We start from the raw sequence: 26,381 nt of genomic DNA on the forward strand, positions 1-26,381 counted from the left end.
CGCCAAAGAAAAACCCCGCCGAGGCGGGGTTTTTCATGCGTCGCTGACAGGACTCAGTGCGTCCACTGCGGCATCGGCATCGCATCGACCGGGATCGGCGAATTGGCGTCGTCGTGGCCACGCTCGCGCTTGCTGCGCAGATCGTTCTCGATCTGGTAGTTGCGACGCTGCATCCATGCATCGCGCACCAGCGAGTACTCGTCCACGGCAGTGTCACGCAGGTCGTCGATCGCCAGCAGCTGCGCGCGGGTATCGACCAGCTGCAGGCCCTGCAGGCCGATGCGGACCTTGTCCTCTTCGATACGGCGGATCGGCGACAGCGGAATGTCGCCGGCCAGGCCGAACACGTCGCGCACGGTACGCGGGCCGAAGAACGGCAGTTCCACGTAGCGTGAACGACGCCAGCCCCAGGCACCCAGGGTCTGGCCGAAGTCCTCATTGCGGCGCGGTACCATCGCCTTGCTGGCCGGATCGAACAGGCCACCGATGCCCAGCGTGCTGTTCATCAGGAAGCGGCCGAGGCTGTCCCATGCATCGGCACCGCGGCCCTGCAGCAGCTGGTTGGTGATGGTCACCGGCGCGCGCAGGTTGCTGAAGAAGTTGCTGACGCCAGTGCGGGCGAAGCGCGGCACCACGTGGGTATAGGCGGTGGCCAGCGGACGCGCGACGCCGCGGTCGACCGCGTTGTTGAACTTGTGCACCTTGCGGTTGAATGGTTCCCACGGATCGTAGGCCGCTGCGTTGGTGGTGTTGCCGGCACCGCCATAGAGGGCATCGAAGTCGTCATCGCCACCGGGCGCGGTGGCGGCTGAGGTCTTCGCCGCGCTGCCGTCGCCGCTGTCGGTGGGCGCAGCCGGCGACGATGCGGCAGCAGCCGGCGGATTGGCCACCGGCGCGACCGGAGCAGCGTCAGCCGTGCCGGCATCGGTGGCCGCGACGGCGGGCGAGGTGGAAGAACTGGCCGGGACCACGGTGCTGGCTGCCGGTGCATCGCTGCGCGCGGGCTTGCCGGCACAGGCGGTGAGGGCGGTGGCCAGGACGATCAGGGGGAGAGTGCGCACGACGTTCATGTCAGCTCGCAGCAGAAGTAGCGTTGAAATCCAGGTTGGGCGACAGCCGGTAGGCCGCGCTCAGTTCGTTGTAGCCAGCCGGCGCGCCGGCGATCACCAGCGGATGGCCGGCCTTGCGCGCACGTGCCGCCAGCTCGGCCAGCAGGGCCAGGCCGGCGCTGTCCACGCGTTCGACCTCAGCCAGATCCAGCCGTGCCAGCTTTGCCGGCAGGGCCTGCAGCTGCGGCCATAGCGCGATCACCGCAGCGCGGTCGAGCACCCCGCGCAGGCGCAGGGTGTCGCCTTCCAGCAGTGCCAGTGCGTTACTTGCCATTGCCCGCGGGCCCGGCCTGCATGCTGCCGCTGTGCAGCTCGCTGGCCACCTGCTTGATGCCCTTCTGGCGCAGCGGGGTGTCGAACTGGTTGCGGAACGTCTGCACGTAGGAGATGCCTTCGATGTTGACGTCGAAGATCTTCCACTGGCCGTTCACGTTGCGCATCCAGTACTCGACCGGGGTCGGCTCGCTGCCGGCACGCACCAGCTCGGTGCTCACGCGCACGCCGCGGTTGCCCGGCAGGGGGCTTTCACCCTTCAGGCGGAAGCTCGGCTTGCCCTGGATGTTGAGCAGGGTCGAACCGTAGCGCTGCATGAGGCTGTCGGCCATGGCATCGGCGAACAGCTTGATGTCGGCATCCGAGGCACCACGGGCGTGCGGGCCCAGCACCAGGCGCGCGGCATAGTCGCGGTCGAAGGTGCGGTTCAGTTCGCTGTCGATGTAGTTGCGCAGGCTGGCCGGGTTGCTGCCGAATTCGCTCCTGCGCTGCTGCAGGGTGGTGAGGATGCGCGTGCTGGCATCGATCACCACCTTGCCGGCCTGGCCCTGCGCCGCGGCAGCGGCGGGGGCGGCGGCCTGGGCCTGGGCGAGGAACGGAGTGGCCGCCAGCAGCGCCGAGGCGAGCAGGGCCGGGATCAGTTTCATCTTCATGGTTGCGGTTCCGTTGCAGGCGCCTGCGCGCCATCGTTGGGCTTCTGAGCAGCGCCGCCACCGGCACCGCCACTGAACATGTACTTGCCGACCAGCTGGATCAGGTCAACCGCCGGCTGGGTGAAGACAATTTCGTCGCCGGCCTTCAGCACGTCCGGATCACCGCCCGGCTGCAGTCCGATATAGCTCTCGCCGAGCAAACCACTGGTGAAGATGCCGGCCGAGGTGTCCGCCGGCAGGTCCTTGACCTTGCTGTCCATGCGCAGGGTCACGATCGATTCGAACTTCACCGGGTCCAGGTCGATGGAGGCGACCTGGCCGACGGTGACGCCGCCGATCTTCACCGGCGCCTGCTTGCGCAGCTGGCCGACCTGGGAGAAGCGCGCCTTCAGCTCGTAGCCCTGGCTGCCCCAGCTCCAGCGCTGGTTGGTCGAGGCCACCGCCAGCACCATCAGCGAGGCCAGGGCCAGCAGCAGGAAAGCGCCGACGGAGAATTCGAGTCTGGGACCGCGGATGGCCATGTGGATTACCTGATCGAGTCGTGGTGGCCGCGCGCGCCTGCGCACCGCCGGTGGAGGGGTTAGGTGAACAACATTGCCGACAGAACGAAGTTGAACATCAGCACCAGCAGCGAAGCGTTGACCACTGCACGGGTGGTCGCCACCGACGTGCCTTCGATGGTCGGCTCGGCATGGAAACCAACATAGGCGGCGACCAGCGCGGCGGTGCCGCCGAAGATCGCCGACTTCAGCATCGCCACGCCGAAGTCATCCCAGAAATCGACGCTGTTGCGCAGCGCCGACCAGAACACGCCATTGTCCAGGCCCAGCACGTGCACGGCCTCGAAGTAGCTGGCACTGATCGCCAGCGAGCAGAAGATGCCGGTCAGCAGCGGCACGGTCAGCACCGCCGCCCAGAAGCGTGGCGCCACGGCCTTGGCCACCGGGTCGATCGCCATCAGCTCCAGCGCCTTGATCTGGTCGGTGGCGCGCATCAGGCCCAGCTCGGCGGCGATCGAACTGCCGGCGCGGCCGATGAACAGCAGCGCGGTCAGCACAGGCGCCAGTTCGCGGTACAGCGACAGGCCAAGCAGGGTCGACAACGCGTCGGCCGCGCCGAAGGTGGTCAGCGTGCGGTAGCCCTGCAGGGTCAGCACCAGGCCGACGAAGGCGCCACCGACGGCGATGATCGGCAGCGAGCGCGCGCCGATCTTGTAGATCTCGCGGGTCAGCTCGGCCAGGAAATCACGGGTCGGCAGGGAACCGCGCAGCACGGTCAGCGAGAACAGCCCGGCGCGGCCCAGCGAGCGGGTGGCTTGGACGAACGGCATCAGGCAACCCTCGCGCGTGGCGCGGCATCGAACGGAATCGGGCCATCCGGCTGGCCATGCAGGAACTGCCGCAGCAGCGGATCCTGGCTGGACTGCAGTGCCTCGGGCGTCCCCTGGAACACGACGCCGCCATTGGCGATGGCGATCACCTGGTCGCAGATCGGCAGGGTCTCGTGCACGTGGTGGCTGACGATGATGCTGGTCAGGCCCAGGCTGTGGTTGAGGCGCTGGATCAGGCTCATGATCACCCCGGAGGCGATCGGGTCCAGCCCGGTCAGCGGCTCGTCGTAGATCATCAGCGGCGGGTCCAGCGCCAGCGCACGGGCCAGCGCCACGCGGCGCGCCATGCCGCCGGACAGTTCGCGCGGCCAGGCGTCGGCGGCGGCCAGCAGGCCCACCGCATGCAGCTTCATCTCCACCAGCCGGCGCAGCACGGCGGCCGGCAGGCGGGTATGCGTACGCAGCGGCAGGGCGACGTTCTCGGCCACGGTGAGGTCGGTCAGCAGACCATTGCCCTGCAGCAGCACGCCCACGCTCTTGCGCATCTCCAGCAGCGCGCTGCTGTCATGCGGGATCGACTTGCCGAACAGGGTGACGTCGCCGGCCACCGGTCGCAGTTCGCCGGTCAGCGCCGCCAGCAGGGTCGATTTGCCGCTGCCGGAGGGTCCGAGCACGGCGGTGATGCTGCCCTGCGGCACCTGCAGCGACACGTCACGCAGGATCGTGCGTCCGCTCCGGTCGATGCGGACGTTGGACAACTGCACCAGACTGGAGGTGGAAGCCGACATGGGCACCATTAACGTTTTTTAGACATCGAAGGATCGGGCCAGCCGGCTGAACATAAGCAGACTGGACGGTCCAGTATTGTTGCACGGCAGGGCGTGGCGCAGGCCGGGACAATCGGCCGGCAGCCCGGAACAATCCGTACCGTCGATGGGCCGACCATTGAATACTGCCTGCCGTCCTGCACACTGTGCATGATGAGTGACCCAGGCAGCGATTTCCGCCTCTACCATTCCAACTCGCTGGACGTGCTGGCCGCGCTGCTGGCGCGCAACGTGCGTGCGCCGGTGCCAGGCCAGCCGTTGCTGGCGCCGGAAGTGGTGTTGATCCCGCAGGTGGCGATGCGCCGCTGGCTGCAAGCGACACTGGCCGCCGAATTCGGTGTCGCCGCCAACCTCGAATTCCTCACCCCGGGCGAGTTCGTGGCCCGCGCGCTGAAGGCCAACGTCAGCGGCGAGCAGGACGATCTGGACGCGGCCGGCCTGCATTGGAAGCTGTACCAGGCCCTGCGCGACCCGACATTGCTGGCGCAGCCACCGATGCGTGCGCTGCAGTCCTATCTTGCCGGCGGTGACGCATTGAAACCCTGGGCGCTGGCCGGCGAGCTGGCCTCGGTATTCGAGAAGTACCAGGCGTGGCGCCGTGACTGGCTGCTGCGCTGGGCAGCCGGTGCCGATCCTGCCGACCCGCAGGCGATCCTGTGGCGCACCATCACCCAGGGCCACGACTACCGCGCGCGCCGCATCCAGGAATACCTGGACCGTTTCGAAGGGGCCGGCCAACCGCTGCCGAAGGGCTTGCCACCGCGCATGTCTGCGTTCGCAACGCTCAACATCTCGCCCGACGTGCTGCGGGTGATGGCCACCCAGGCGCGGGTGGGCGAGCTGCATTTCTATATGCCTACCCCGGTGCAGTCGTACTGGGGCGACCTGCAGACGCTGGCCGAACGCCTGCGCAGCGGCGCACCGGACCCCTTCGGCGAAGCGGCCGGCGAGAACCGCCTGCTGGAAGCCTGGGGTGCGGCCGGGCGCGACTTCATGGCGGTGCTGGGCAGTTACGAGGTGGTGCATCCGGCCGGCGAAATCGCTGCCTATTCCGATCCGGAGGAGGACACCCGCCCGACCCTGGACGAAGGCGGCCTGTCCGACAGCCTGCTGCATCGCCTGCAGCGTGACCTGTTCCACCGCCGCGCGCTGCCCTCGGGCGAGCTGCGCGACGGCCTGCGCAGCGACGACCCCAGCCTGCAGGTGCATGCCTGCCATACCCGCCTGCGCGAGCTGCAGGTGCTGCACGACCAGCTGCGCAGCCTGCTGCAGGACCCGCGCTTCGACCCGCCGCTGCAGGCGCGCGAGATCGCGGTGCTGGCGCCGGACATCGATCCCTATGTGCCGTACCTGGAAGCGGTGTTCGGCGGTCGCGGCGGCGAGGAGGAACACATTCCGTATGCGCTGGCCGACAGCAGTCCGCTGGCCGGCGAGCCGTTGGCCGATGTGTTCGTGCACCTGCTGGGCCTGCCGGTCTCGCGCTTTGGCTTGAACGAAGTGCTGGACCTGCTGGCCAGCGCGCCGCTGGCCGAGGCGGCCGGGCTGGAAGCGGTGGACTTCGACCGCCTGCATGGCTGGCTGCAACAGGCCGGTGCACGCTGGGGCCTCGATGCGAAACACCGCAACCAGCACCAGGCACCGGCCGACGACGCCTACACCTGGCAGTTCGCGCTGGATCGCCTGGTACTCGGCCACGCCGCCGGCAGCGAGGCCGACCTGGCCGGCGTGGCGCCGTGGATCGAACTGGAAGGCGGTGCGCTGGACGCGCTGGACCGGCTGCTGCGCCTGCTGCGCGTGCTGGCCATCTACCAGCGCCGACTGGGCGAGCTGCTGACCCCGGCGCAGTGGCGGCAACGCCTGCTGTCGCTGCTGGATGCACTGCTGCCCACCGCGCCCAGTTCCCCCAACAGCCAGCGCGCGCTGGAGCGCCTGCGCAAGCTGCTCAACCAGTTCGCCGAAGATGCCGCCAAGGCCGGCTTCGAGGAAGGCGTGCCGCCGGAGGTGGTGCGCGCGCACTTCGCCGGCGCGCTGGGCGAGGCCGATACGCGCGCACCGCTGCTGACCGGTGGCATCAGTTTCGGCCGCATGGTGCCGATGCGCCTGCTGCCGTTCCGGGTGATCTGCGTGCTCGGCCTCAATGATGGCGATTTCCCGCGCCGTGACCCCGCTGCCGGTCTCAACCAGCTCACCGCCGAGCTGGATACGCCGCGCCGCCGTCCGGGCGACCGCTCCACCCGCGAGGATGACCGCTTCCTGTTCCTGCAGCTGTTCGCCGCCGCGCAGGAGGTGTTCTATCTCAGCTATCTCGGCGCCGATCCGCGCGATGGCAGCGTGCGCGAGCCGTCGGTGCTGGTCAGTGAACTGATCGATGCCGCCGCCGCGTATCACCTCGATCCGCCTGCGGCGGTCCGCGACTTCACCGTGCGCCACGCCCTGCAGCCGTTCTCACCGGCGGCGTTTGGCGATGGCGATCCGCGTCGCTTCAGCTATCGCCGCCAGTGGCATCCGGCCGCCGGTCGCCTCACCGGCCAGCGCGGCGGCCTGCAGCCGTGGTTCGATGCACCGTTGCCGCCGCCGCTCGACGACGCGGTGGAGGGGGAGGTCGCGCTCGATACTCTGCGCCGCTTCCTGTGCGACCCGGCCGGACAATTCCTCGCTCAGTCGCTGGGCCTGCGCCTGGCCGACGAGGTCGAGGAGGTGGATGACCTGGAACCGCTGGTGCTGTCCTCGCGCGGGCCGGAAAAGCGCAGCGTGCAGGCGGCGGTAGTGCGCGCCACGCTCAGCGGCGATACCGAGCCGTTGTACCCACGCCTGCGCGCGCGTGGCCTGCTGCCGTCGGGTCCATTGGGCGAGCGTCAGTTCGAGGTGGAGCAGTTGAAAACACGCCCATATGCCAGTGCGCTGCTGGGCTGGATGCAGGGCGAACCACTGGAAAGCCGTCGCTACGAAGTGGACATCGATGGCGTGCGCCTGCATGGCCGCGTGGCCGATCGGCATCCCGAAGGGCTGGTGCGCCTGCGTGCCGGCACGCTCAATGGCAATGCAGTGATCCGCCACGGCCTGGACTGGCTGCTGGCGAACGCGGCGGGCGACGCGCTGCCGCTTGTGCAGTTCCATGACGGCGGCGACGCCGGTCCCGGCCCGCATGTACTGCCGACACTGAGCGTTCCCGCTGCACGTGCGGCGCTGCGTGCGCTGCTGCAGCTGCGCCAGCGTGGCCTGCGCGAGCCGCTGCGCTTTGCCCCGTACACCGGCTGGGTGCTGTACAACGCGCCAGCAGAAAAGCAGCGCAGCGAAGGCTGGAAGCAGTGGCACGGCAGCGACCGCAGCTGGGGTGAATCCAGCAGCGACGCCTGGCAGCTGCTGCTGCGGGGTGCCGACCCGTTCGCTACCGATGCCGGCTACGCTGACCTGCTGCGCAACAGCCAGCTGGTCTTCAGCGCGGTGCGCGAAGGCCGCGCTCTCGGCACCGAAGCACGCCAGGAGGGCAACGCATGAACACCGCCATCGCCGAAGACGGCCTCGAATCCCCCAGCCGCGATCCCTATCTGGCGCTGCCGCTGGAGGGCATCCGGCTGATCGAAGCCAGCGCCGGCACCGGCAAGACCTTCACCCTGGCCACGTTGTTCACCCGCCTGGTGGTGGAGCAGGGCCTGCGCATCGGCCAGATCCTGGCGGTGACCTTCACCGATGCCGCCACCCAGGAACTGCGCAAGCGCATCCGCGAGCGGCTGGCGCTGGCCGCGCGCCTGGTCGACCTGGAAGCGGCCGACGGTGAAGCACCGGAGGTACGATTGACGCGTGACGTACTGCAGCGCCATCTGCGGGGCGGCACCGAGAGCGCCGCCGCACTGAAACGCCGCCTGCAGGTGGCCGCAGACGAGATCGACCTGGCGTCCATCTTCACCATTCATGGTTTCTGTACCCGCGTGCTGCGCGAGCATGCGCTGGAAAGCGGCCACACCTTTGATCCGCCGGAACTGCTGGCCAGCGACCGTGAACTGCTGGAGGAGCTCGCGGCCGATCTGTGGCGCGTGCATGCCAACGACCCGGCCACGCTGGAGCCGCTGACCTGGCTGTGGTCGAGCCCCGACGCGCTGGCCGCCGATCTGCGCGCGCTGCTGGGCACGCCGCCGCTGCATCCGCTGCCGCGGCCGGCGGCGCTGGCCGATCCACGCCCGGCATTGCAGAGCGCGGCGGAAGCCCTGTCCGCAAGCGTGCGCGAGCATGGCGAGCAGTTCTTCATCGACCTCTGCGATGCCGTCGACAACAAGTGGCTCAACGGCGTGTCATACAAGCTGGGCTGGCTGCACCCGCTGGGCCGGCAGCTGCTGGCCTGGGCCGAGCGCGCCGACCCGCGCGAGCTGCTGGCCAGCGATCGCCTGCCGGCACTGCTGCCGGAGGTGCTGTCCGACAAGACCAACAAGAAATTCCCTGATCGCACGCCGTCGTCGCCATTGCAGGCGCCGTTGGCGCGCTATGTTGCGCTGCTGGCCGAACGCGATGCCTGGCTGCGTGGCACCGCGCTGGATTTCCTGCACACGCTTCGCGCCGAAGCCACGCAGCGCCTGCAGGCGCTGAAGCGTACGCGCCGGGTACAGACCTACGACGATCTGATTGATGGCGTAGCGCTCGCCCTGGAAGGCCCGCAGCGGCTGACGCTGGTCAGGCAACTGCGTGCGCAGTACCGCATCGCGCTGGTCGATGAGTTCCAGGACACCGACGATCGCCAGTGGGGCATCTTCCACACCGTGTTCGGCGATTTGCCGGAGGTGCGCGAACTCGGCCTGACGCCGGCGCTGTTCCTGATCGGCGACCCCAAGCAGGCGATCTACGGTTTCCGCGGTGGCGACATCCACACCTACCTGAAGGCCAAGCAGGTGGCGCAGCAGGCGCCGGTGCTGGACCAGAACTTCCGCTCGCGACCGTCTGTGTTGCGCGCGTTGCAGGCGCTGTACGACAACGGTGGCGAAGACGCCTTCCTCGAACGCGACATCCGGTTCGAGCCGGTGCGGCCCGGTGGCGTGCGCAGCGATGCGGACTACCTGCGCGCCGGCCAGGCCGCCAAGGCACTCACCCTGCGCGTGCTGCGCAGTAGCGGTGACAAGGCGATGAGCGCCGATGCCTCGCGCGATGCGGCGACCCAGGCCTGCGTCGCCGCGATTCACCAGATCCTGGTCGATGCGCGCGCGGGCAATGCCGTGTTGCGTGGGCGACCGGTGCAGCCCGGTGATATCGCGGTGCTGGTGCGCTCGCATCGCGAGGCCACCCTGGTACAGCGTGCGCTGGCCGCGGTCGGCATTCCCGCGGTGGCGGCCGGCAAGCAGAGCCTGTTCGCCACTGCTGAAGCCCGCGACCTTCGTGCGCTGCTGCTGGCACTGCTGCAACCGGCCGACGAAGGCCGCCTGCGTGCAGCGCTGGCCACCGTGCTGCTTGGCCAGCGGGCCAGCGCGATCGCAGCAATGGAACGCGAAGGTGACCTGCAACGCGGGTTCCAGGCACAGCTGCTGCATTGGCGCGAGCGCTGGCAGCGCGGCGGACCGTTCGCAGTGATTGCCGATGTCTGTGCCGCACAGGGTGAACGCCTGCTGGCGCTGATCGATGGCGAGCGCCGCCTGACCAATTACCTGCAGCTGGGTGAACTGCTGCAGGAGGCCTCGGCGCAGGCGCTGGGCATGCATGGCCTGCTGGACTGGCTGCAGGGGCAGATGGCCAGTGCCGACCAGGATGACGAGCAGCAGCTCCTGCGCCTGGAGTCGGATGCGCGCCGCGTGCAGATCATCACCCTGCACAAGAGCAAGGGCCTGGAGTATCCGCTGGTGTTCCTGCCCTTCGTCGGCATCGACGGCGGCGCGCCGAACACCGCCTCGCACTGCACCGTGCACTTTGGGGGCCAGCGCCAGCTGCACTGGAAGCTGGACAAGGACGAGGCCTGGGAAGCGGCCAACGCGCAGCGTGAGCGCGAGCAGCGTGCCGAGGATGCGCGCCTGCTCTATGTAGGACTGACCCGCGCCGAGCATGCGCTGTGGATCGCCGTGGGTGATCTGGCCGGGCTCGGCAGGACGCGTCTGGCGCCACTGCTGGGTGACCTGCAGGCGCTGCGCGCGCATGCCGATGTGCATATTGATGACAGCGAGGCACCGGCCGCGCTGCCGCAGCTGGCGGCCGAAGTGGAAGGTGACCTGCCGGCGGTACGTGCACTGACCCGGCGCGTGCCGCATGACTGGTGGGTCTACAGCTTCACCCAGCTGGCGCATGCCGATGCGGGCGCTGGCAGTGATATTGAAGCCGCCGCCACCGAGCTGCCGGCACCGGCCGCCGATGAACCGGCCGGCCCGGAACTGCCGCTGGAACCGGCGCTGCCCGAACCCACCGCCGTCGTCGAAGACAGCGCGCCGATCGACCCGCGCTTCATGGGCAGCCGCTTCGGCAACGTGCTGCACGAGGCGATGGAGAACGTCGACTTCGCTGCCTGGGGTGACTGGCAGCCGGGCCGGGAAGCGCCCGACGGACAGGCCGAGGTGCTACGCAAGGCGCTGCATGACGAAGGCTATGCCGACGTCGACCTGGACGATGGCGTGGCCGTGCTGGTGCCGCTGGTCGGCCACACGCTCACCGTGCCGCTGCCCGAGGGCGGCGCCCTTTACAGCCTGGGCGAAGGCGAGCGGCGCGCGGAAATCGACTTCCATTTCGCCATCGAGCCGACCACGGTGCCGGCGCTGCTGCAGGTGCTGCATGCCCACGGTGTTTCCAGTGGTCGTCGGGGCTTCGGCCAGCGCCGCCGCCTGGAAGGGCTGATGACCGGCATGATCGACCTGACCTACGTGCGCGACGGGCGCTGGTACGTGCTCGACTACAAATCCAATCGTCTGCCCGGCTACAGCCAGGACCTGCTGGCCATCGCCATGCGCCACAGCGAGTACGACCTGCAGGCGCTGATCTATACCGTGGCCCTGCATCGCTGGCTGCGCTTCCGCCTGGGCGCGGCCTACGACTACGAGCGTGACATGGGCGGCATCCGCTACCTGTTCTGCCGCGGCCTCGATGGCACCGACAACGGCGTGCATGTGGACCGTTTCCCGCTGGCGCTGGTGGATGCACTGGATGCGTTGTTCGCCGGTGGCGAACAGGCCCAGGCCGAACTGGCCGCACGTGCCCGTGGGGCCGGCGCATGAGCCTGCTGAAGGAACTGCACCAGAAGGGCCTGCTGCGCACCCTCGACCACGCGTTGGCGACCAGCCTGATGCGGCTGCGCGGCGACACGCCGGAGAGCGTGGCGCTGGCGGCGGCGCTGGCCTCGCTGGCGGTGGCGCAGGGCCACGCCGGCTTCGATCCGGCGCAGCCGCAGCGCCTGCTGGAAGGGGTGCCCGAGTGGCCCGCCTCGCAGGACTGGCTGGCACAACTGCGCGCATCGCCTTGGGTGGCTATACCCGAGCAGGCCGACGCCATCGCCGAGGATGCGCCGCTGGTGCTGGAGAACGGCCTGCTCTACCTGCGCCGCTACCGCGAGTACGAACGGCAGTTGGCCGCCGGGCTGCAGCGCATCGGCCGGCATCCGCTGCCGGCACCGGACATGGCCGCGCTGGCACCGTTGTTCGCGCAGCTGTTCCCGCAGGCACTGGGCAGCGAAGATCACCAGGCCCGTGCCGCCGGCGTGACCCTGCGCCATCCGCTGGCGCTGGTGACTGGCGGCCCCGGCACCGGCAAGACCACCACCATCGCGCGCCTGTTGCTGCTGCTGGCGGCGCAGGCGCGGCATGCCGGCCAGCCGCTGCCCGAAGTGGCGCTGGCCGCGCCTACCGGACGCGCCGCCGAGCGCATGGCCGAGAGCCTGCGTCTGGCCGTGCAGCGCCTGCAGGAGAACGGCGTGGACCCGGCGCTATGCGCGGCATTGCCCAGTACCGGCACCACCCTGCATCGCCTGCTCGGCGTGATCCCGGATTCGCCGCGCTTCCGCCACCACGCCGACAACCCGCTGCCGGTGGACGTGGTGGTGGTCGACGAAGCCTCGATGATCGATCTGCCGATGATGGCCAAGCTGGTCGACGCGATCGCCAGCGGCACCCGCCTGATCCTGCTTGGCGACCCCGATCAGTTGCCCTCGGTCGAAGCCGGTGATGTGCTCAGCGCGATCCTGCGCGCCAGCGGTGATGGCATCGGCACCCGCGCCGATGATGCGCAGGCACTGCAGGGTCTGTTGGCACCGGCCACGTTGCAGCCGCGGGCCACGCCGCGCGCCTTCGCCGGCCGCCGCGTGCAGCTGCAACGTGGTTTCCGGCAAAGCGATGCGCTGGACCTGGCACCGCTGGCGCATGCCGTGCGCGAAGGCGACAGCGGCACCGCATTGCAGCTGCTGCGCGGTGGGTCGCTGGCAGGAGTGCATTTCCACGAAGGCGAGGCCGATCCATTGCGTGGCCAGCGCGAGCACCTGCTGGGCCATTGGCGTGCGTTGGCCGACGCCGCCGATCCGGTGCTTGCCCTGCAGCAGGCCGGGCGACTGCGCGTGCTGACCGCGCTGCGCGAAGGCCCGCAGGGTGCGCGCGGGCTCAACAGCCGCATCGAACAGCTGCTGGCTGGCAACACCCCGGGCTACTTCCAGGGTCGCCTGCTGCTGGTGACCGAGAACAGCTACCGGCACCGCCTGTTCAACGGCGATATCGGCATCTGCCTGCGCGATGGCAGTGGCGCGATGGTGGCCTGGTTCCCCGGCGACACGGTCGAGCAGCCGCGCGCCTTCCACCCGGCCGCACTGCCCGCGCACGAAAGCGCCTTCGCGATGACCGTGCACAAGGCGCAGGGCTCGGAGTTCGATGAAGTGTGGCTGCAGCTGCCGCGCCAGGACAGCCGCGTGCTGTCGCGCGAACTGGTCTACACCGGCCTGACCCGCGCCCGCCAAGTGCTGCATGTGGCGGGCAGCGCAGAGGTGCTGCAGGCCGCATTGAAACGCCACGCCAGCCGATTGGGTGGCCTGGCCTGGCGGCTGGGTGCGGAAGCGGTGGCCGAACAACCCGCGCGCATCGAACAGCCCACAGTACAGGGCACCTTGTTCTGAACGGGGGTCGGATCCCGTTCCCATCGGGAACGGGCTCTGACCCCTTCACCTGATCGCCAGGCAGAAGCAGTCGAGCATGGCTCGACTTTACAACAGCGTACTTCGATCATTCCGACGTTCATCCACGCATGCCGTGGATCTACCGTATCGACCAAGGTCGACACCCACCAGAGCAGAACGCCGTGCCGACAGATCGCAGGAAACTGTCGAAGGCGGGATGGGTCCGGTTGAGGGGGTGTGAGCCGCATGGGCCCGAGGCATGCCTCGGGCGGGTTGGGCAGGACGCCCAACCCCGGTCTTGCCGTGTGCGCAGGACAGCGCACACGAGCAAGCCGCGACCAAGCCCCCATGGATGGGTTGACGGCGTCCCCCTCAACCGGACCCACCCCGCCTACCCACGGATAGCACGCATTTGACGTTGCCGTTGCCGTTGATTCGGCAGGTGCAGGGCGCAGCCCTGCCGCCCCCGTCATTCCGCGATCAGCACCAGCCCATCCGGGAACACGATCGCCGCTTCATCCGCACTCACATCGAAGAAGCCCACGCCGTGCTTCTCGGCCAGGTCCTGCACGCGGCCGTGCGCGCGCTCGGCCACCGAATAGGCAAACGCGCCGTAGATCACCTCGCGGCCGATGCTGTACTCGGTCACCTCAGCACGGTCGTCATCGTCGTTGCTCAATGGGCCGTTCATCGGCGGGAAGTCCTGCGCCATCTCCGCGAACCACGCCTGCAGCGCCGGGCTGCTGACTGCCGGGTCGTCGTACTCGTGGCGTTCGTTCCACTGCGTCTGCTTCTCGAACCAGGCGATGAAGGCCGCCGCCTCACGTGGCGCGGCGCTGGCCTCGAACACCATCATGTCGTAACTCATTGAACCATCCTGCTGCCGTGGCGAAAGGCTGCCGGGCATTGCCCGGCGCCACCGATCATTATCAGGCTGATGCAGCGTCGGCGTCCGCCCACCCCGGCGCCAGCGCCTTCGCCTCCGGGAACAGCGCGAAGCGCAGGCCGATCAGGCCCATCAGGGCTTCATCGCGGGCCTTGCAGGCGGCCACGCTACCGACCCGGCCCAGCGAAGTATCCAGCCGCTCGCGCAACGCGTCGGCCGCCACAATCGGCTTGCGCGCGGCGATCTGCCGCCGGTAGTGCACGGCGACCTCTTCCAGAATGTGCTCGACCGCCTCGCGGCTGCGCTCGGGCAGTTCCAGCCGGGCGCGGCGCAGCTGCAGGATGTTCAGGCCGATGCGTGCTTCATTGAGCATGTCCACCGAGGCGATGTCGCTGCCTTCCGGCGTCGCCGCCAGGCGCGGCGCGAGCAGGCCGAGCAGGTCAAGCATGCGCGCGGCGAAGCGCTGGCGGTCCTGCTGGCCACGACCTTCGGCGGCTTCGGCCAGCGTGGTCCAGCCCTGCCGCACCAGCCGGCGCGCGGTCCACTCGGCGCCCACCGAACGGAACAGGCGGGTCATCACCACCGCAAAGCCAATGCCGATGAACATCGCGATGGACGAGTTGAGGAAGGTCTGGATGTTGGCGCTGTAGGTGTTCTGCAGGCTCAGCAGCGCGGCCAGGTTGACCGTCAGCGGCAGCGCGAACAGCGCGCTCTTGGGGTGGTGCAGCATCAGCCCCAGCGGCAGGAACGCCACCGCCAGCACCAGCGCCAGCAGGCCGAAGTCGTGCACGGCCGGGAACACGCCGAACAGGTACACGCCGGCCACCACCGAGGCGACCATCGCCCACACCAGGAACGACACCATGCTCGGTGCCGGATCGTCCTGCGCGGCGAAAAATGCGGCGGTCACCGCGGCCATCATCGCGCCGTTGCCGCCGCCTTCCCACCCCAGCGCGATCCACAGCACGCAGTAGCTCATCAGCGCCGCGCCGGCACTGAGCGCGGAGAACAGCGCCATGCCATAGTCGACGTGCTTGTCGGCGGCCACGCGTTCGGTGCGGATGCGGTAGTGCGCACGGTCCAGCGGCGCAGTGCCCTGGTCGATCGCGTGCTGCAGGGTGCGGCAGTCCTGCCACAGGTCCACCAGTTCCTCCAGGCGCAGCAGTAGGCTGGCCAGCTGCAGGTGCTGCAGGTCGCGGTCCACCTGCGGCTTCAATGCACTGATGCGCGCGCGCAGGCGCGCGTACTCGCTGGCGTTGGTGGGCCCGTCCAGCCAGTCATGGATGTCGTCGACCAGCGCCGGCAGGCCTTCCGGCAGGGCCTGGCCGTCGCTGCGCAGCGCACTCAGGCGGTCGGCAATCGAGGACAGCACCGGCAACAGCAGCAGCATGCGCTCGCGCAGCCGCTCCATCGACACTGCCGAACCGGCATGGCGCGGGTCGTCGCGGCGCAGGAACTCGATCAGCGCCTCGAACTGCACCAGGTCGGCGGCGAGCCGGTTGCGCGGCGCGTGCGCGCGGCCGCGTTCGAGGATCTGCCGGCACCACTGCGCCGCGTCCTCCATCCAGTTGCCGATGCGGGCGCGCAGCATCGGGCGTACCGAGGCCGGGAACAGCAGCGAAGCAAACAGCACTGCCACCACGGTGCCGAGGATGATCTCCTCGCTGCGCGCCACCACGGTGTCGAAGATGGTCTCCGGCGAGGTTACTGCCGGGAAGCCGATGAAGGCGGTGGTGTAGCCGGCCAGCAGGAACGCGTAACCGCGCGGGCCGCGGTTGAGCAGGGCCATGAACAGGCAGCCGGCCAGCCAGATCGACATCGCCGCGCTCAGCACCAGCGGCGTTTCCACCAGCGCCGGCAGCACCAGCAGGGTGGCCAGGCCGGCCACCAGGGTGCCAACGATGCGGTACACGCCCTTGGCGCGGGTTGGGCCCAGCAGCGGCTGGCTGACGATGTACACCGTGCCCATCGCCCAGTACGGGCGCGACAGGTTGCCGGCCATGGCGATGTACAGCGCGGCCACCGCGGCCAGGTAGGTCTTGATCGAGAACAGCCAGGCCTGGCGATCGGTCAGCGCGTTCATGGCTTACTTCGCCGAGGCCTGTGCGGTGGACGGCGCGGGCGGGGCAACCGATGCCTGCCAGCCGCCACCCAGCACCAGGAACAGATGGATCTGGTCGCGCGAGACCTGCGCTTCGGCGGCGGCCAGGGTGGCGTCGCTGGTGGCCAGGCTGCGGTCGGCATCCAGGCTGGACAGGTACGGCGTGCGGCCACCCTGGTACAGCCGGCGGTTCTGCTCGGCGGCCAGTGCGGCCTGCTCCTGCGCGATGCGCAGCGATTGCAGCCGGCGCAGGTCCTGCGCATAGCGGTCCAGCGCGGTCTGGGTCTCGCGCAGCGCCTGCAGCACGGTGTGGTCGAACTCGGCCAGCGCGGCATCGGCACCCGCCTCGGCGGCGTGGATGCGTGCGTGCGTGCCGGAGGACGGCAGCGTCCACGAGATCAGCGGGCCGATCGACCACTGCTGGGTCATCGGCGTGCCGAAGTCTTCCAGCAGGCCGGCGGCACCCACCGAGGCACCCAGGCGGATGTCCGGGTACAGCTCGGCGGTGGCGACCCCAATCCGCGCCGTGGCCGAGGCCAGCTTGCGCTCGGCCTGGCGCACGTCCGGGCGGCGCTGCAGCAGCGCCCGGCCATCACCGACCGGCAGCGGCTGCGCCAGGCCGGGGGCGTGCGCACAGTCGATCACGCCGGCTGGCAGCTGGCCCGGGGTTTTCCCAAGCAGCGCGGCCAGCGAATAGGCGGCCGCCGAACGCTGCGCGCGTAGCGGCGGCAGTGCCGCCTCCAGCAGTGCCACCTGCGCATTGGCGCGGGCCAGTTCCGGCGGCGTGCCGCGGCCGGCCGCGATCAGGCGCTCGGTGACCGTGCGGCTGCGCTGCTGCAGCTGCAGCGAGTGCTCGGCCACGTGCAGTTCGTGGTTGGCGTGGCAGATTTCCAGGTAGCTGTCGGCGACCTGCGCGACCACGCTGACCTGGGCCAGGTCGCGCGCCGCAGCAACCGACTGCTCGTCGGCACGCGCTGCCTCGGCGCCGCGCTTGAGCTTGCCGAACAGGTCGAACTGGTAGCTGACCGCGAACTTGCCATCGGCCAGGTTGATCACCGGCAGCTCGTGCTCCTGCAGGAACGATTCGGCCGACAGCTGCGCGCGGCTGACGCCGGCCTCGGCCTCGTACTCGAAGCCACCGGCGTCCAGCGCCTGTTCGTACACCGCCGCCGCACGACGCAGGTGTGCATCGGCGGCCTTCAGTTCCACGTTGTCACGCAGCGCCTGGGTGATCAGGCCGTCCAGCACCGGGTCGTTGTACAGCGACCACCAGCGGTCGGGCAGCGCCTGGTTGGCGGCCACCTGCGGGTTCTGCGTATCGATGAAGGCTGCATTGGCCTCCGGGCGCTTGAAGGCCGACCCTTCCGGCAGGGCGTAATCCGGGCCGACGGTCCTGCAGGCCGCCAAGCTGGCCAGCGCAACGATCAGACCGAGACGGGGCAGGGCGGCGTTCACAGGCCCGCCTGTGTCGGCGCGGTGCCGGCCTTGTCGTTGTGCGGATGGCGGCCGGTGTCCACGGTCACCGTGGCGGTGCGACCGGCGATCAGTTCCACGCCCTGGGGTACTTCGTCGATGGCGATGCGCACCGGAATACGCTGCGCCAGCCGCACCCAGTCGAAGGCCGGGGTCACGTTCGGCAGCAGGGTGCTGCCGTTGCTGCGGTAGCGGTCCTCGATGCCGGCGGCGATGCTCTCGACATGGCCGCGCAGCGGGGCAGATTCGCCCATCAGGCGGATGTCCACGCTCTGCCCCGGAGCTACGCCGCGCAGGCGGGTTTCCTCGAAATAGCCATCGACGCGGAACGAGCCGGTATCCAGCAGTGCCAGCACCGGCTTGCCGGCCACCACGTAGTCGCCCACGCGCAGGGTGCGGTCGTTGACCCGGCCATCGGCCGGCGCGCGCACCTCGGTGCGGCCCAGGTTGAGCTCGGCCAGGTCGACCGCCGCCTGTGCGGTGGCCAGCGCCGCCTGTGCGGCCTGCAGCTTGGCGCGGCGCACTTCGGCGTCCTCGGCGGCGACCAGGTCCTGCAGGCTGCGGTCACGGCCGATCTCGCGGCGCAGCTGCGCCACCGATGCCTGGCGCTCGGCCAGGTTGGCGCGGGCCTGCTCCAGCGCGATGCGGTAGCGGGCGCGATCGACCACGAACAGCAGGTCGCCCTTCTTCACCGCCTGGTTGTCGGCTATCTGCACCGTTTCCACCAGTCCGGACACGTCCGGCGCCACCTGCACCACGTCGGCACCGACATGCGCATCGCGGGTCCACGGCTCATCCATGTAGTAGACCCACAGCTGGCGCAGCACCAGCAGGGCGACGATCACGGCTGCGCTGGTGAGCAGCACTGGCAGGGTCTTCTTCACGATCTTGTTCACGATTGCATCCAACGCAGGAGGTGGAACAGCAGGCCAAGCACGATCCCGTACAGCGCCAGGTTGAACAGTGGCGGGTGCCATATATGGCGATAGGCACCGGCACGCTGCAGCAGCGCATGCAGGCCGCTGTTGACCAGGTAGGCCAACAACATCAACCCGAGCAGGGTCGGGACGAACACTCCGTGGAGACTGAATTCACCGGGCATCGGTAGGGGCGGGGGCGAGGTGGGGGGAGGGGAGGAACAACGAAACAACGGCAACGGGCAAAAGCCGCTGGCGTGTGCACGGCAGCGGCGGTGTTCAGGGGCAGCGGTCTTACGTGATGCGGTCGGCGGCCTCGGCCAGCAGGCGCCATGCCTTCAGCACGGCGTGCAGTTCATCCATGGAAAGCTCGCCGAACACGTCCTGGCGCAGGCCGATCAACTGGTCTTCCAGCTCGCTGACCAGCGCGTGGCCCGCGTCGGTCAGCCACAGCAGGTTGGCGCGGCGGTCGCTGGCGTCGCTCTCGCGGCGGACCAGGTCGCTGGCGCACAACTTGTCCAGCAGGCGTACCAGCGAAGGCCCTTCCATGCCCAGCTGCTGGGCCAGCGCCACCTGACGGATGCCACCGCCGGAGCGGCCGATCATCAGCAGCGGCATGGTGCAGGCGGTGGAGATGCCGTAGCTGCCGAGCCGGCTGTCGGCCAGGCGCTGCCACTGCCGCCCTGCGTACAGCAGGCCGGAGCTGAGCTGCATCTGCAGCACCGTGCGCTCGTCGAGGGGTCGGTCCATAAGAGATAGATAGGATACTACTAATTTCATTCCTATCAATAGGTTTTTCTGAATGGGTGGGTGTAGTGAGGAAAGCGTTGCGCCTGCCTGGTGTCGGGTGGGGCAGCGGGCGCCGGACGGTGCAGGACACGCCGTGAACCCCCCTCCGGGGTCCGGCCCAGCCGCTGGCGGCTGTGCGTTCGGGCGCTTGCGAGGCATGCCTCGCAAGCGCCCTCACCCTTGGGGGCTCGGCCGCGGCATCCATGCCGCGGACGGTCCTGCCCCGCCCGGCCCCCGCTGCCTTCCCATCCCCCGCGAGCGCGGTGGGTTGGCTCTTAGAAGCAAGCGCAGAAGCAGTGCGGACCAACGGTCCGCACCCACCAAAGCACAAAACACCACAGCAGCGGCGCGCCGCTTCCGAAGCCATGAACCCCCGCTTTTGCCCCCGCTTTCGGGCGGTCCGGCCGCGCCCGCGGGAAACTGTCAGGGATGGGGAAGGGCGGCAGGGCAGGACCGTGAGGCGCATGGATGCGCCGACCGAGCCCCCATGGATGGGTTTACGGCGTGTCCTGCCCTGCCGCCCTTCCCCATCCAGACCCGTAACAGGCAGGCGCCGCCAGACCCCCGATGAACCCGACCAACAGGACGACCCACCCCCCGGTCGGGTACGATGCTCGCCCCCCGTTCGGGACGCTGTACGCAATGAGCAAGAACAACGAAAAGGCCGCCCCGCAGGGCGACGTGACCCAGGACCAGGCCGAGGATGCCGTGCGCACCCTGCTGCGCTGGGCCGGTGAGGACCCGTCCCGTGAAGGCCTGCTGGATACCCCCCGCCGTGTCGCCGAAGCCTATGGCGACTGGTTCAGCGGTTACCGCGACGACCCGCGCGCCTACATGGAGCGGACCTTCGAGGAAGTGGCCGGCTACGACGAGCTGATCGTCCTGCGCGACATCGAGTACGAAAGCCACTGCGAGCACCACATGGCCCCGATCATCGGCCGCGTGCACGTCGGCTACCTGCCGGCCGGCAAGGTGGTGGGCATCAGCAAGCTGGCCCGTGTCGTCGAAGCCTACGCCCGCCGTTTCCAGGTGCAGGAGAAGATGACCGCGCAGATCGCCCAGTGTGTCCAGGATGTGCTGCAGCCGATCGGCGTCGGCGTGGTCGTCGAAGGCGCCCACGAGTGCATGACCACCCGCGGCATCCACAAGCGCGGCGTCAGCATGGTCACCTCCAAGATGCTGGGCAGCTTCCGCGACGACGCGCGCACCCGCGCCGAGTTCCTGCGCTTCATCGAAGTGGGCGGCAAGCGCTGAGCCGCTTGCCCGCACCACGCCGGCTCCTGCAGGCCGGCATGCCCACGGCTGTCCACGCGGCAGCTGTGCATGGCGGTTTGTCCCTGTCAGCCCTACAGACTTCTTTCGCTGCATGAAGCATCGCGAACGCATTGCCCGTTATCGCCACCTGCGCGAACAGCCCCAGTGGAAGCTGCTTGCCGCCGACCACGCTCCGGAAATCATCGGCCTGCTGCAGGGCCTGCTGATGGACGGCGAGCGCACGTTGCCGTCCTCGGTACTGAACGAGCGACTGCAGCGCGCGCTGGACCAGCTGGCCGGCGATGAACTCTCGCGCGAGCTGCCGCGCACCGCGCAGGCCTACATCGCGCACTGGCTGGCCCAGGGCTGGCTGGAACGCCGTCTGCCCGAAGGCGCCGACCAGGAGCAGTACGAGCTGGCGACCGCGGCACTGCAGGCGATCCGCTTCGCCGACGGCCTCGAGCAGGCCCGCGTGGCCGCCACCGAAAGCCGCCTGGCGCTGGTCATTGAACAGCTCTCGGCGCTGGCTGCGCAGACCGAAGCCGATCCCGATGCGCGCCTGTCCGCGCTGCACGACGAGCGCGACCGCATCGATGCCGAAATCGCCCGGGTCGGTACCGGCCGCGTGGTTGCGCTGGACGGCAAGCGCGCGCTGGAACGCACCCGCCAGATCATCGGCCTGGCCGACGAGCTGACCGAGGACTTCCGCCGCGTGCGCGATGACTTCGAGCAGCTCAACCGCGATTTCCGCGAACGCATCATCGACGACGAGGGCGAGCGTGGCGATGTGCTGTCGCAGCTGTTCGAAGGTGTGGATGTCATTGGCGAAAGTGACGCCGGGCGCAGTTTCCAGGCCTTCTGGCGCCTGCTCAACGACGCCGAACAGAGTGCCCAGCTCGATGCCGCGCTGGAAGCGGTGCTGGCGCGCGGCTTCGCCCGCCGCCTGGACCGCAACGAACGCAACTTCCTGCGCAGCTTCACCAGCACCATGCTCGAGCGCGGTGGCCAGGTACACGACGTCCTGCAGAACTTCGCGCGCAGCCTGCGCGGCTTCGTGCAGAGCCGTGGCTACCTGGAACAGCGCCGCCTCAACCAGTTGTTGAAGCAGGCGCAGTCCGAAGCGCTGGCCCTGCGCGACGAATTCCCCGCACAACGCGGCATCGGCCGCGACCTGCAGCTGACCACCAGCCGCCTGCGCTCGTGGTCGCAGTGGAAGCTGCATGATCCGCGCAGCGCCCAGGTCGACGGCAATGTCGAGTACAACGACGCGGCCGCGATCAGCCTGGAGAGCGTCGGCGACCTGGTCGCTTCGTCCGAAATCGACTTCCGCACCCTGCGCCGCGACCTGCACGACCTGCTCGACGCACAGCCGCGGCTCAGCATCGCCCAGGCCCTGTCGCAGCGCGAGGCGCCGCAGGGTCTTGGCAGCGTCATCGGCTATCTGTCGCTGGGCACGCGCTTCGGCAACGTGGTCGCCGGCGAGCAGGAGCTTGCGCAATGGCGTGGTGGCGACGGCCAGGTCCGTCGCGCCCGCATCCCGCTGGTTTGGTTCACCCAGGAGAGACGCCATGAGCTGGCATGAAGATCCCATCGACGCAGCGCAGGCCGACGTGGCGGAAGACGCCTACGAGGCCGAACCGGTGGCGGCCGTGGCGCAGCCCCGCCGTGGCAACGACGTCTATTACCTCGGCGACACCGGGCGCCTGCCGCTGGATGCGCGCCGCGCGCTGTGCCAGCTGCTGATCGGCCCCAGCATCGACCAGCTGCGCCACGCCAAGCTGTGGCCGGCACTGATCCGCAGCGAAGCGGCCATCCGCTCGTCGCTGGCGGACCTGTTCCTGGAACTGGTGCTCGACCGTGACAGCGGCGTGGCGTTCACCCGCCAGGCCGATACCGAAGACGTCGACGCGCCGGTGCTGCTGCGCACCTCGCCGCTGACCTTCATCGACTCGGTGCTGCTGCTGTACCTGCGCCAGCAGCTGGCCGAAGCCGATGCGCGCGGCAACCGCGCGGTGGTCGCCGATGCCGAAATGGCCGAAGCACTGGCCATCTACGAAAAGAACCTGTCCACCGACCGCGCCGGCTTCAACCGCCGCGTCGCCTCGGCGGTGCAGAAGATGAAGGACAACCACATCCTGACCCGCCTCAGCGGCCAGGAAGACCGCCACGAAGTCTCGCCGGCGCTGAAGCTGCTGTTCTCCGCCGAAGACGTGTCCCAGCTCTCGGCGGTCTACCGCCAGCTGCGCGAAACCCCGGCCGCCGAGGCCTGAGAGACCCGACCATCGCATGGCTATCTCCAAGCACACTCCCGCCCTGTTCAACGAAGGCCTGCCGGACCCGCGCCTGCAGCAGTTCCGCATGCGCCGCCTGCAGGTGCACAACTGGGGCACCTTCAACGGCCTGACCGAAGTACCGATCGCCGAGCGCGGCTTCCTGTTCGTCGGACGTTCCGGCTCGGGCAAGTCGACACTGCTCGATGCCATGTCCGCGCTGCTGACGCCGCCGGCCATCGTCGACTTCAACGCTGCTGCGCGTGAAGCCGAGCGCAGTGGCCGCGACCGCAACCTGGTGTCCTACGTGCGTGGCGCGTGGGCTGACCAGCAGGACAGCGGCACCGGCGAAATCGCCACCCAGTACCTGCGCAAGGGCGCCACCTGGACCGCACTGGTGCTGGAATACCGCGCCGGCGATGGCCGCGTGGTCAGCCTGGTGCGCCTGCTGTGGATCTCCGGCAACGGCACCTCGGCCGGTGACGTGCGCAAGCACTACATGATTGCCGAGCGCCCGTTCGACATCGCCAAGGATCTTGGTGGGTTCGACCTGGACCTGCGCAAGCTCAAGCAGAAGCTGTCCGACCTGCACCACTTCGACACCTTCTCCGGCTACGCCGAGCGCTTCCGCGACCTGCTCGGCATCGACAACGAGATGGCGCTGCGCCTGCTGCACAAGACGCAGTCGGCGAAGAACCTGGGCGACCTCAACGTCTTCCTGCGCGACTTCATGCTCGACACGCCGAAGACCTTCGACGCCGCCGAGCGCCTGGTCAGCGACTTCGCCGAGCTCGATGGCGCGCACCAGGCGGTGGTCACCGCCCGTCGCCAGGTGGAGACCCTGCTGCCGGCACGCGCCTACTACAACGACCTGAAGGAAATGCACCGCCGGCGCGGCGACGACGAAGCCCTCAAGCTCGGCGTCGACAGCTTCCGTGAAAGCCGCCGCCAGGCGCTGATCGAAGCGCGCCTGCGCGAGATGGACGTGCGTGACCGTGGCCTGCTCGGCGAAGAAGCCCAGCGCCGTGCCGCACTGGACAATCACACCGAGCGCCTGGCCGAACTGGAACTGCAGCGCCGCCAGCAGGGCGGTGAGCGCATCGAAGAACTGGAACGCGAGCAGGGCCGCGCCGAAGCCGAGCGCGACCGCCGCCAGGCCAAGCGCGAGCAGGCAAGCCTGGCCGCGCAGCAGCTGGGGGCCGAACTGCCGGACGACGCACACGGCTTCGCCGAACTGGTCGAGCGCGCACAGAACGAGCTGCAGGACCGCCAGCGCGCCTCTTCGGCGCTGGACGATGCGATCAGCGATCGCCTGGGTGGCAAGCGCGATGACGAGCGCCGCTTCGGCGAAGTCCGTGCGGAACTCGAAGCGATGCAGCGCACGCCCTCCAACATCCCGGCGCCGATGCAGAAGCTGCGCGCGCGCCTGGCCGAGGAAACCGGCATCGCTGAAGCGGCGCTGCCGTTCGTCGGTGAACTGATCCAGGTCCGCTCGGAAGAGCAGGGCTGGCAGGGTGCCATCGAGCGCGTGCTGGGTGGCTTCGCGCTGTCGCTGCTGGTCGACGACAAGCATTACAACGACGTCGCCGAGTGGGTGAACCGTACCCACCTGGGCATGCGCTTCACCTACTACCGCGTGCGCCGCAACGATGATGCGTTCGCCCGTGAGCCGTCGGCGAAGTCGCTGCTGCACAAGCTGGAACTGCGCGAACACGTGTTCGAAAGCTGGCTGCGCCGCGAGCTCGGCAAGCGATTCGACTACGAGTGCGTGGACGCCAAGCAGCTGCGCAACGTCGACCGTGGCATCACCCGCGAAGGCCAGGTCAAGCATCCGGGCGACCGTTTCGAGAAGGATGACCGCAGTGCGGTGGGCGACCGCCGTCGCTGGATCCTCGGTTTCAACAACCACGACAAGGTGGGCGCCTTCGAGCGCGAAGCTCAGGAACTGGCCAAGCGCATCGCCAGCTGCGAGACCGACATCGCGCGCCTGCGTGGGCAGCGTGACCGCGACAACGAACGCCGCCTGGCCTGCCACGAGCTGGTCAGCATCAGCTGGAACGAGATCGACATCGCCGCCCCGCAGCAGCGCCTGAGCGACATCGAGGCCACGCTGCGCGACCTGCGCGAAGGCAATGCCGACCTCGCCAAGCTGGCCAGGCAGATCGACGCCGTGCGTGCCGACATCGAGCAGGCCCGCCGCACCTATGAAGACGTCCGCGTCGAGCGCGGGCAGCTGGTCAAGGAACGCGATCGCCTGGACCGCGCGCGCCAGCAGAGCCGTGCGCTGGTGCTGCCGAGCCTGGCCCAGGAGCAGGAAGCCGGCCTTGCCGAGCGCCTGCAGGAGCAGGGTCCGCTCAGTCTGGAAACGCTGGAAGCGCACATGCGTCAGGTCAGCAACGCGCTGAACGAGCAGCTGTCGTCCTCGCAACAGGACCTCAACCGCATCGAGAACCAGCTGATCGGCTGCTTCCGTCGCTTCATCCAGCAATGGCCGGAGGAATCGGGCGACTTCACCGTGTCGGTGGCCTCGGCCGAGGACTTCCTCGCACGCCTCGAACGACTGGAGCGCGATGGCCTGCCGCAGCACGAAGAGCGCTTCTTCGATCTGCTGCAGAACCAGAGCAAGAACAACCTGCTGGCCCTGCAGCGCCACAGCGCCGAGGCCCGCAAGTCGATCGGCCAGCGCCTGGATGAAGTGAACGCCAGCCTGGAACAGGTGCCGTTCAACCGCGGTACGCTGCTGACCATCGAGCTGAGCGACCGCCGCCTGCCGGAAGTGGGCGAGTTCCAGCTGCAGCTGCGCGAAGTGCTGTCGCAGCAGCAGACCGAGCAGCGCGAGCTGGCCGAATCGCAGTTCACCGTGCTGCGCCAGCTGGTCAACCGCCTGGGCTCGCAGGAAGGCGAGGACAAGCGTTGGCGGGAGCTGGTGCTGGACGTGCGCATGCACGTGGAGTTCATCGGCGTCGAGCTGGATGCGGAAACGCGCCAGCAGGTCGAGATCTACCGCAGCGGCGCCGGCAAGTCCGGTGGCCAGCGCCAGAAACTGGCCACCACCTGCCTGGCCGCGGCACTGCGCTACCAGCTCGGCGGTGCTGACAGCCAGCTGCCCAGCTACGCCGCAGTGGTGCTCGACGAAGCCTTCGACAAGGCCGACAACGAGTTCACCGCACTGGCAATGAACATCTTCGACAACTTCGGCTTCCAGATGGTGGTTGCCACCCCGCTGAAGTCGGTAATGACGCTGGAACCGTTCATCGGCGGCGCCTGCTTCGTCGAAATCAGCGGTCGCCACGATTCCGGCGTGCTGCTGATCGAGTATGACGAGGAAGGCAAGCGCCTGAAGCTGCCCGAGCGCAGCCGGCAGCAGGCCAACGAACCGGAAGAAGCCGAGGCCTGACCTGGCCGATTGAAGGGGAATGCGGGCCAGCGGCCGGCACTACATGGGCG

The 26,381-nt window shown here is 68.9% G+C and carries 19 protein-coding genes; 7 read left to right on the forward strand and 12 right to left on the reverse strand.

Annotated features, from left to right (window positions below):
- Nucleotides 1-53 precede the first annotated feature (53 nt).
- From AC5P60_RS09685 to AC5P60_RS09710, 6 genes are read right to left on the reverse strand one after another with little or no spacing between them, the layout of a single operon-like run.
- Nucleotides 54-1,070: an MlaA family lipoprotein gene (locus AC5P60_RS09685; protein ID WP_005414957.1), complete on the reverse strand. Its 1,017-nt coding sequence runs from the start codon at nt 1,068-1,070 to the stop codon at nt 54-56.
- A 1-nt stretch (nt 1,071) separates the two neighbouring features.
- Nucleotides 1,072-1,383 (reverse strand): STAS domain-containing protein, encoded by a 312-nt coding sequence (locus tag AC5P60_RS09690; protein ID WP_033833548.1) that lies wholly within the window; start codon nt 1,381-1,383, stop codon nt 1,072-1,074.
- Nucleotides 1,373-2,035 carry an MlaC/ttg2D family ABC transporter substrate-binding protein gene (locus AC5P60_RS09695; protein WP_005411707.1) on the reverse strand — a complete coding sequence of 221 codons (663 nt, stop codon included), beginning with the start codon at nt 2,033-2,035 and terminating at the stop codon, nt 1,373-1,375. Before AC5P60_RS09695 ends, AC5P60_RS09690 begins: the two co-directional genes overlap by 11 nt.
- On the reverse strand, nt 2,032-2,556 hold the full coding sequence (gene mlaD, locus AC5P60_RS09700; protein WP_005411706.1) for an outer membrane lipid asymmetry maintenance protein MlaD: 525 nt from the start codon (nt 2,554-2,556) through the stop codon (nt 2,032-2,034). The genes AC5P60_RS09695 and mlaD overlap by 4 nt, the downstream gene beginning before the upstream one ends.
- A gap of 59 nt (nt 2,557-2,615) precedes the next feature.
- The gene (locus tag AC5P60_RS09705) at nt 2,616-3,365 is read right to left on the reverse strand and encodes an MlaE family lipid ABC transporter permease subunit (protein WP_005414955.1); all 750 of its coding nucleotides are present in this window, start codon (nt 3,363-3,365) and stop codon (nt 2,616-2,618) included.
- Complete coding sequence (locus AC5P60_RS09710) at nt 3,365-4,153, reverse strand: ABC transporter ATP-binding protein (RefSeq protein ID WP_033833547.1); 789 nt, start codon at nt 4,151-4,153, stop codon at nt 3,365-3,367. The genes AC5P60_RS09705 and AC5P60_RS09710 overlap by 1 nt, the downstream gene beginning before the upstream one ends.
- Nucleotides 4,154-4,342: 189 nt before the next feature.
- Between AC5P60_RS09710 and recC the strand changes: the two genes are divergently transcribed.
- The 3 genes from recC to recD are packed head-to-tail and all read left to right on the forward strand — an operon-like array spanning nt 4,343 to nt 13,244.
- Nucleotides 4,343-7,690 (forward strand): exodeoxyribonuclease V subunit gamma, encoded by a 3,348-nt coding sequence (recC, locus tag AC5P60_RS09715; RefSeq protein ID WP_164208918.1) that lies wholly within the window; start codon nt 4,343-4,345, stop codon nt 7,688-7,690.
- Entirely contained in the window at nt 7,687-11,367 is a 3,681-nt protein-coding gene (gene recB / locus AC5P60_RS09720) for an exodeoxyribonuclease V subunit beta (protein ID WP_495201733.1), read from the forward strand. Before recC ends, recB begins: the two co-directional genes overlap by 4 nt.
- Nucleotides 11,364-13,244, forward strand: coding sequence for an exodeoxyribonuclease V subunit alpha (gene recD / locus AC5P60_RS09725; protein WP_033833544.1), 1,881 nt, complete (start codon nt 11,364-11,366; stop codon nt 13,242-13,244). Before recB ends, recD begins: the two co-directional genes overlap by 4 nt.
- A 469-nt stretch (nt 13,245-13,713) precedes the next feature.
- On the opposite strand, the gene AC5P60_RS09730 is transcribed toward recD, so the two are convergent.
- The 6 genes from AC5P60_RS09730 to AC5P60_RS09755 all read right to left on the reverse strand — a co-directional run bounded on the left by AC5P60_RS09730 (nt 13,714) and on the right by AC5P60_RS09755 (nt 19,371).
- On the reverse strand, nt 13,714-14,112 hold the full coding sequence (locus tag AC5P60_RS09730; RefSeq protein WP_033834573.1) for a hypothetical protein: 399 nt from the start codon (nt 14,110-14,112) through the stop codon (nt 13,714-13,716).
- A 61-nt stretch (nt 14,113-14,173) separates the two neighbouring features.
- Complete coding sequence (locus AC5P60_RS09735) at nt 14,174-16,213, reverse strand: FUSC family protein (RefSeq protein WP_033834572.1); 2,040 nt, start codon at nt 16,211-16,213, stop codon at nt 14,174-14,176.
- A 3-nt stretch (nt 16,214-16,216) separates the two neighbouring features.
- Nucleotides 16,217-17,686, reverse strand: coding sequence for an efflux transporter outer membrane subunit (locus AC5P60_RS09740; RefSeq protein WP_049460860.1), 1,470 nt, complete (start codon nt 17,684-17,686; stop codon nt 16,217-16,219).
- The gene (locus AC5P60_RS09745) at nt 17,683-18,600 is read right to left on the reverse strand and encodes an efflux RND transporter periplasmic adaptor subunit (protein ID WP_483693548.1); all 918 of its coding nucleotides are present in this window, start codon (nt 18,598-18,600) and stop codon (nt 17,683-17,685) included. Before AC5P60_RS09745 ends, AC5P60_RS09740 begins: the two co-directional genes overlap by 4 nt.
- The gene (locus AC5P60_RS09750; RefSeq protein WP_005411696.1) at nt 18,597-18,806 is read right to left on the reverse strand and encodes a DUF1656 domain-containing protein; all 210 of its coding nucleotides are present in this window, start codon (nt 18,804-18,806) and stop codon (nt 18,597-18,599) included. The genes AC5P60_RS09745 and AC5P60_RS09750 overlap by 4 nt, the downstream gene beginning before the upstream one ends.
- Nucleotides 18,807-18,915: 109 nt before the next feature.
- Complete coding sequence (locus tag AC5P60_RS09755; RefSeq protein WP_012481667.1) at nt 18,916-19,371, reverse strand: MarR family winged helix-turn-helix transcriptional regulator; 456 nt, start codon at nt 19,369-19,371, stop codon at nt 18,916-18,918.
- Between the two features lie 681 nt (nt 19,372-20,052).
- Between AC5P60_RS09755 and folE the strand changes: the two genes are divergently transcribed.
- The 4 genes from folE to AC5P60_RS09775 all read left to right on the forward strand — a co-directional run bounded on the left by folE (nt 20,053) and on the right by AC5P60_RS09775 (nt 26,331).
- Entirely contained in the window at nt 20,053-20,664 is a 612-nt protein-coding gene (gene folE, locus AC5P60_RS09760) for a GTP cyclohydrolase I FolE (protein WP_483693547.1), read from the forward strand.
- Between the two features lie 112 nt (nt 20,665-20,776).
- Nucleotides 20,777-22,246: a DUF3375 domain-containing protein gene (locus AC5P60_RS09765; RefSeq protein ID WP_005411693.1), complete on the forward strand. Its 1,470-nt coding sequence runs from the start codon at nt 20,777-20,779 to the stop codon at nt 22,244-22,246.
- Nucleotides 22,233-22,934, forward strand: coding sequence for a DUF4194 domain-containing protein (locus AC5P60_RS09770; protein ID WP_005411692.1), 702 nt, complete (start codon nt 22,233-22,235; stop codon nt 22,932-22,934). Before AC5P60_RS09765 ends, AC5P60_RS09770 begins: the two co-directional genes overlap by 14 nt.
- A 16-nt stretch (nt 22,935-22,950) precedes the next feature.
- Nucleotides 22,951-26,331 (forward strand): ATP-binding protein, encoded by a 3,381-nt coding sequence (locus tag AC5P60_RS09775; protein WP_033834568.1) that lies wholly within the window; start codon nt 22,951-22,953, stop codon nt 26,329-26,331.
- Nucleotides 26,332-26,381 lie beyond the last annotated feature (50 nt).

The sequence above is a fragment of the Stenotrophomonas sp. YJH_SMC_120 genome (genome assembly GCF_059368675.1).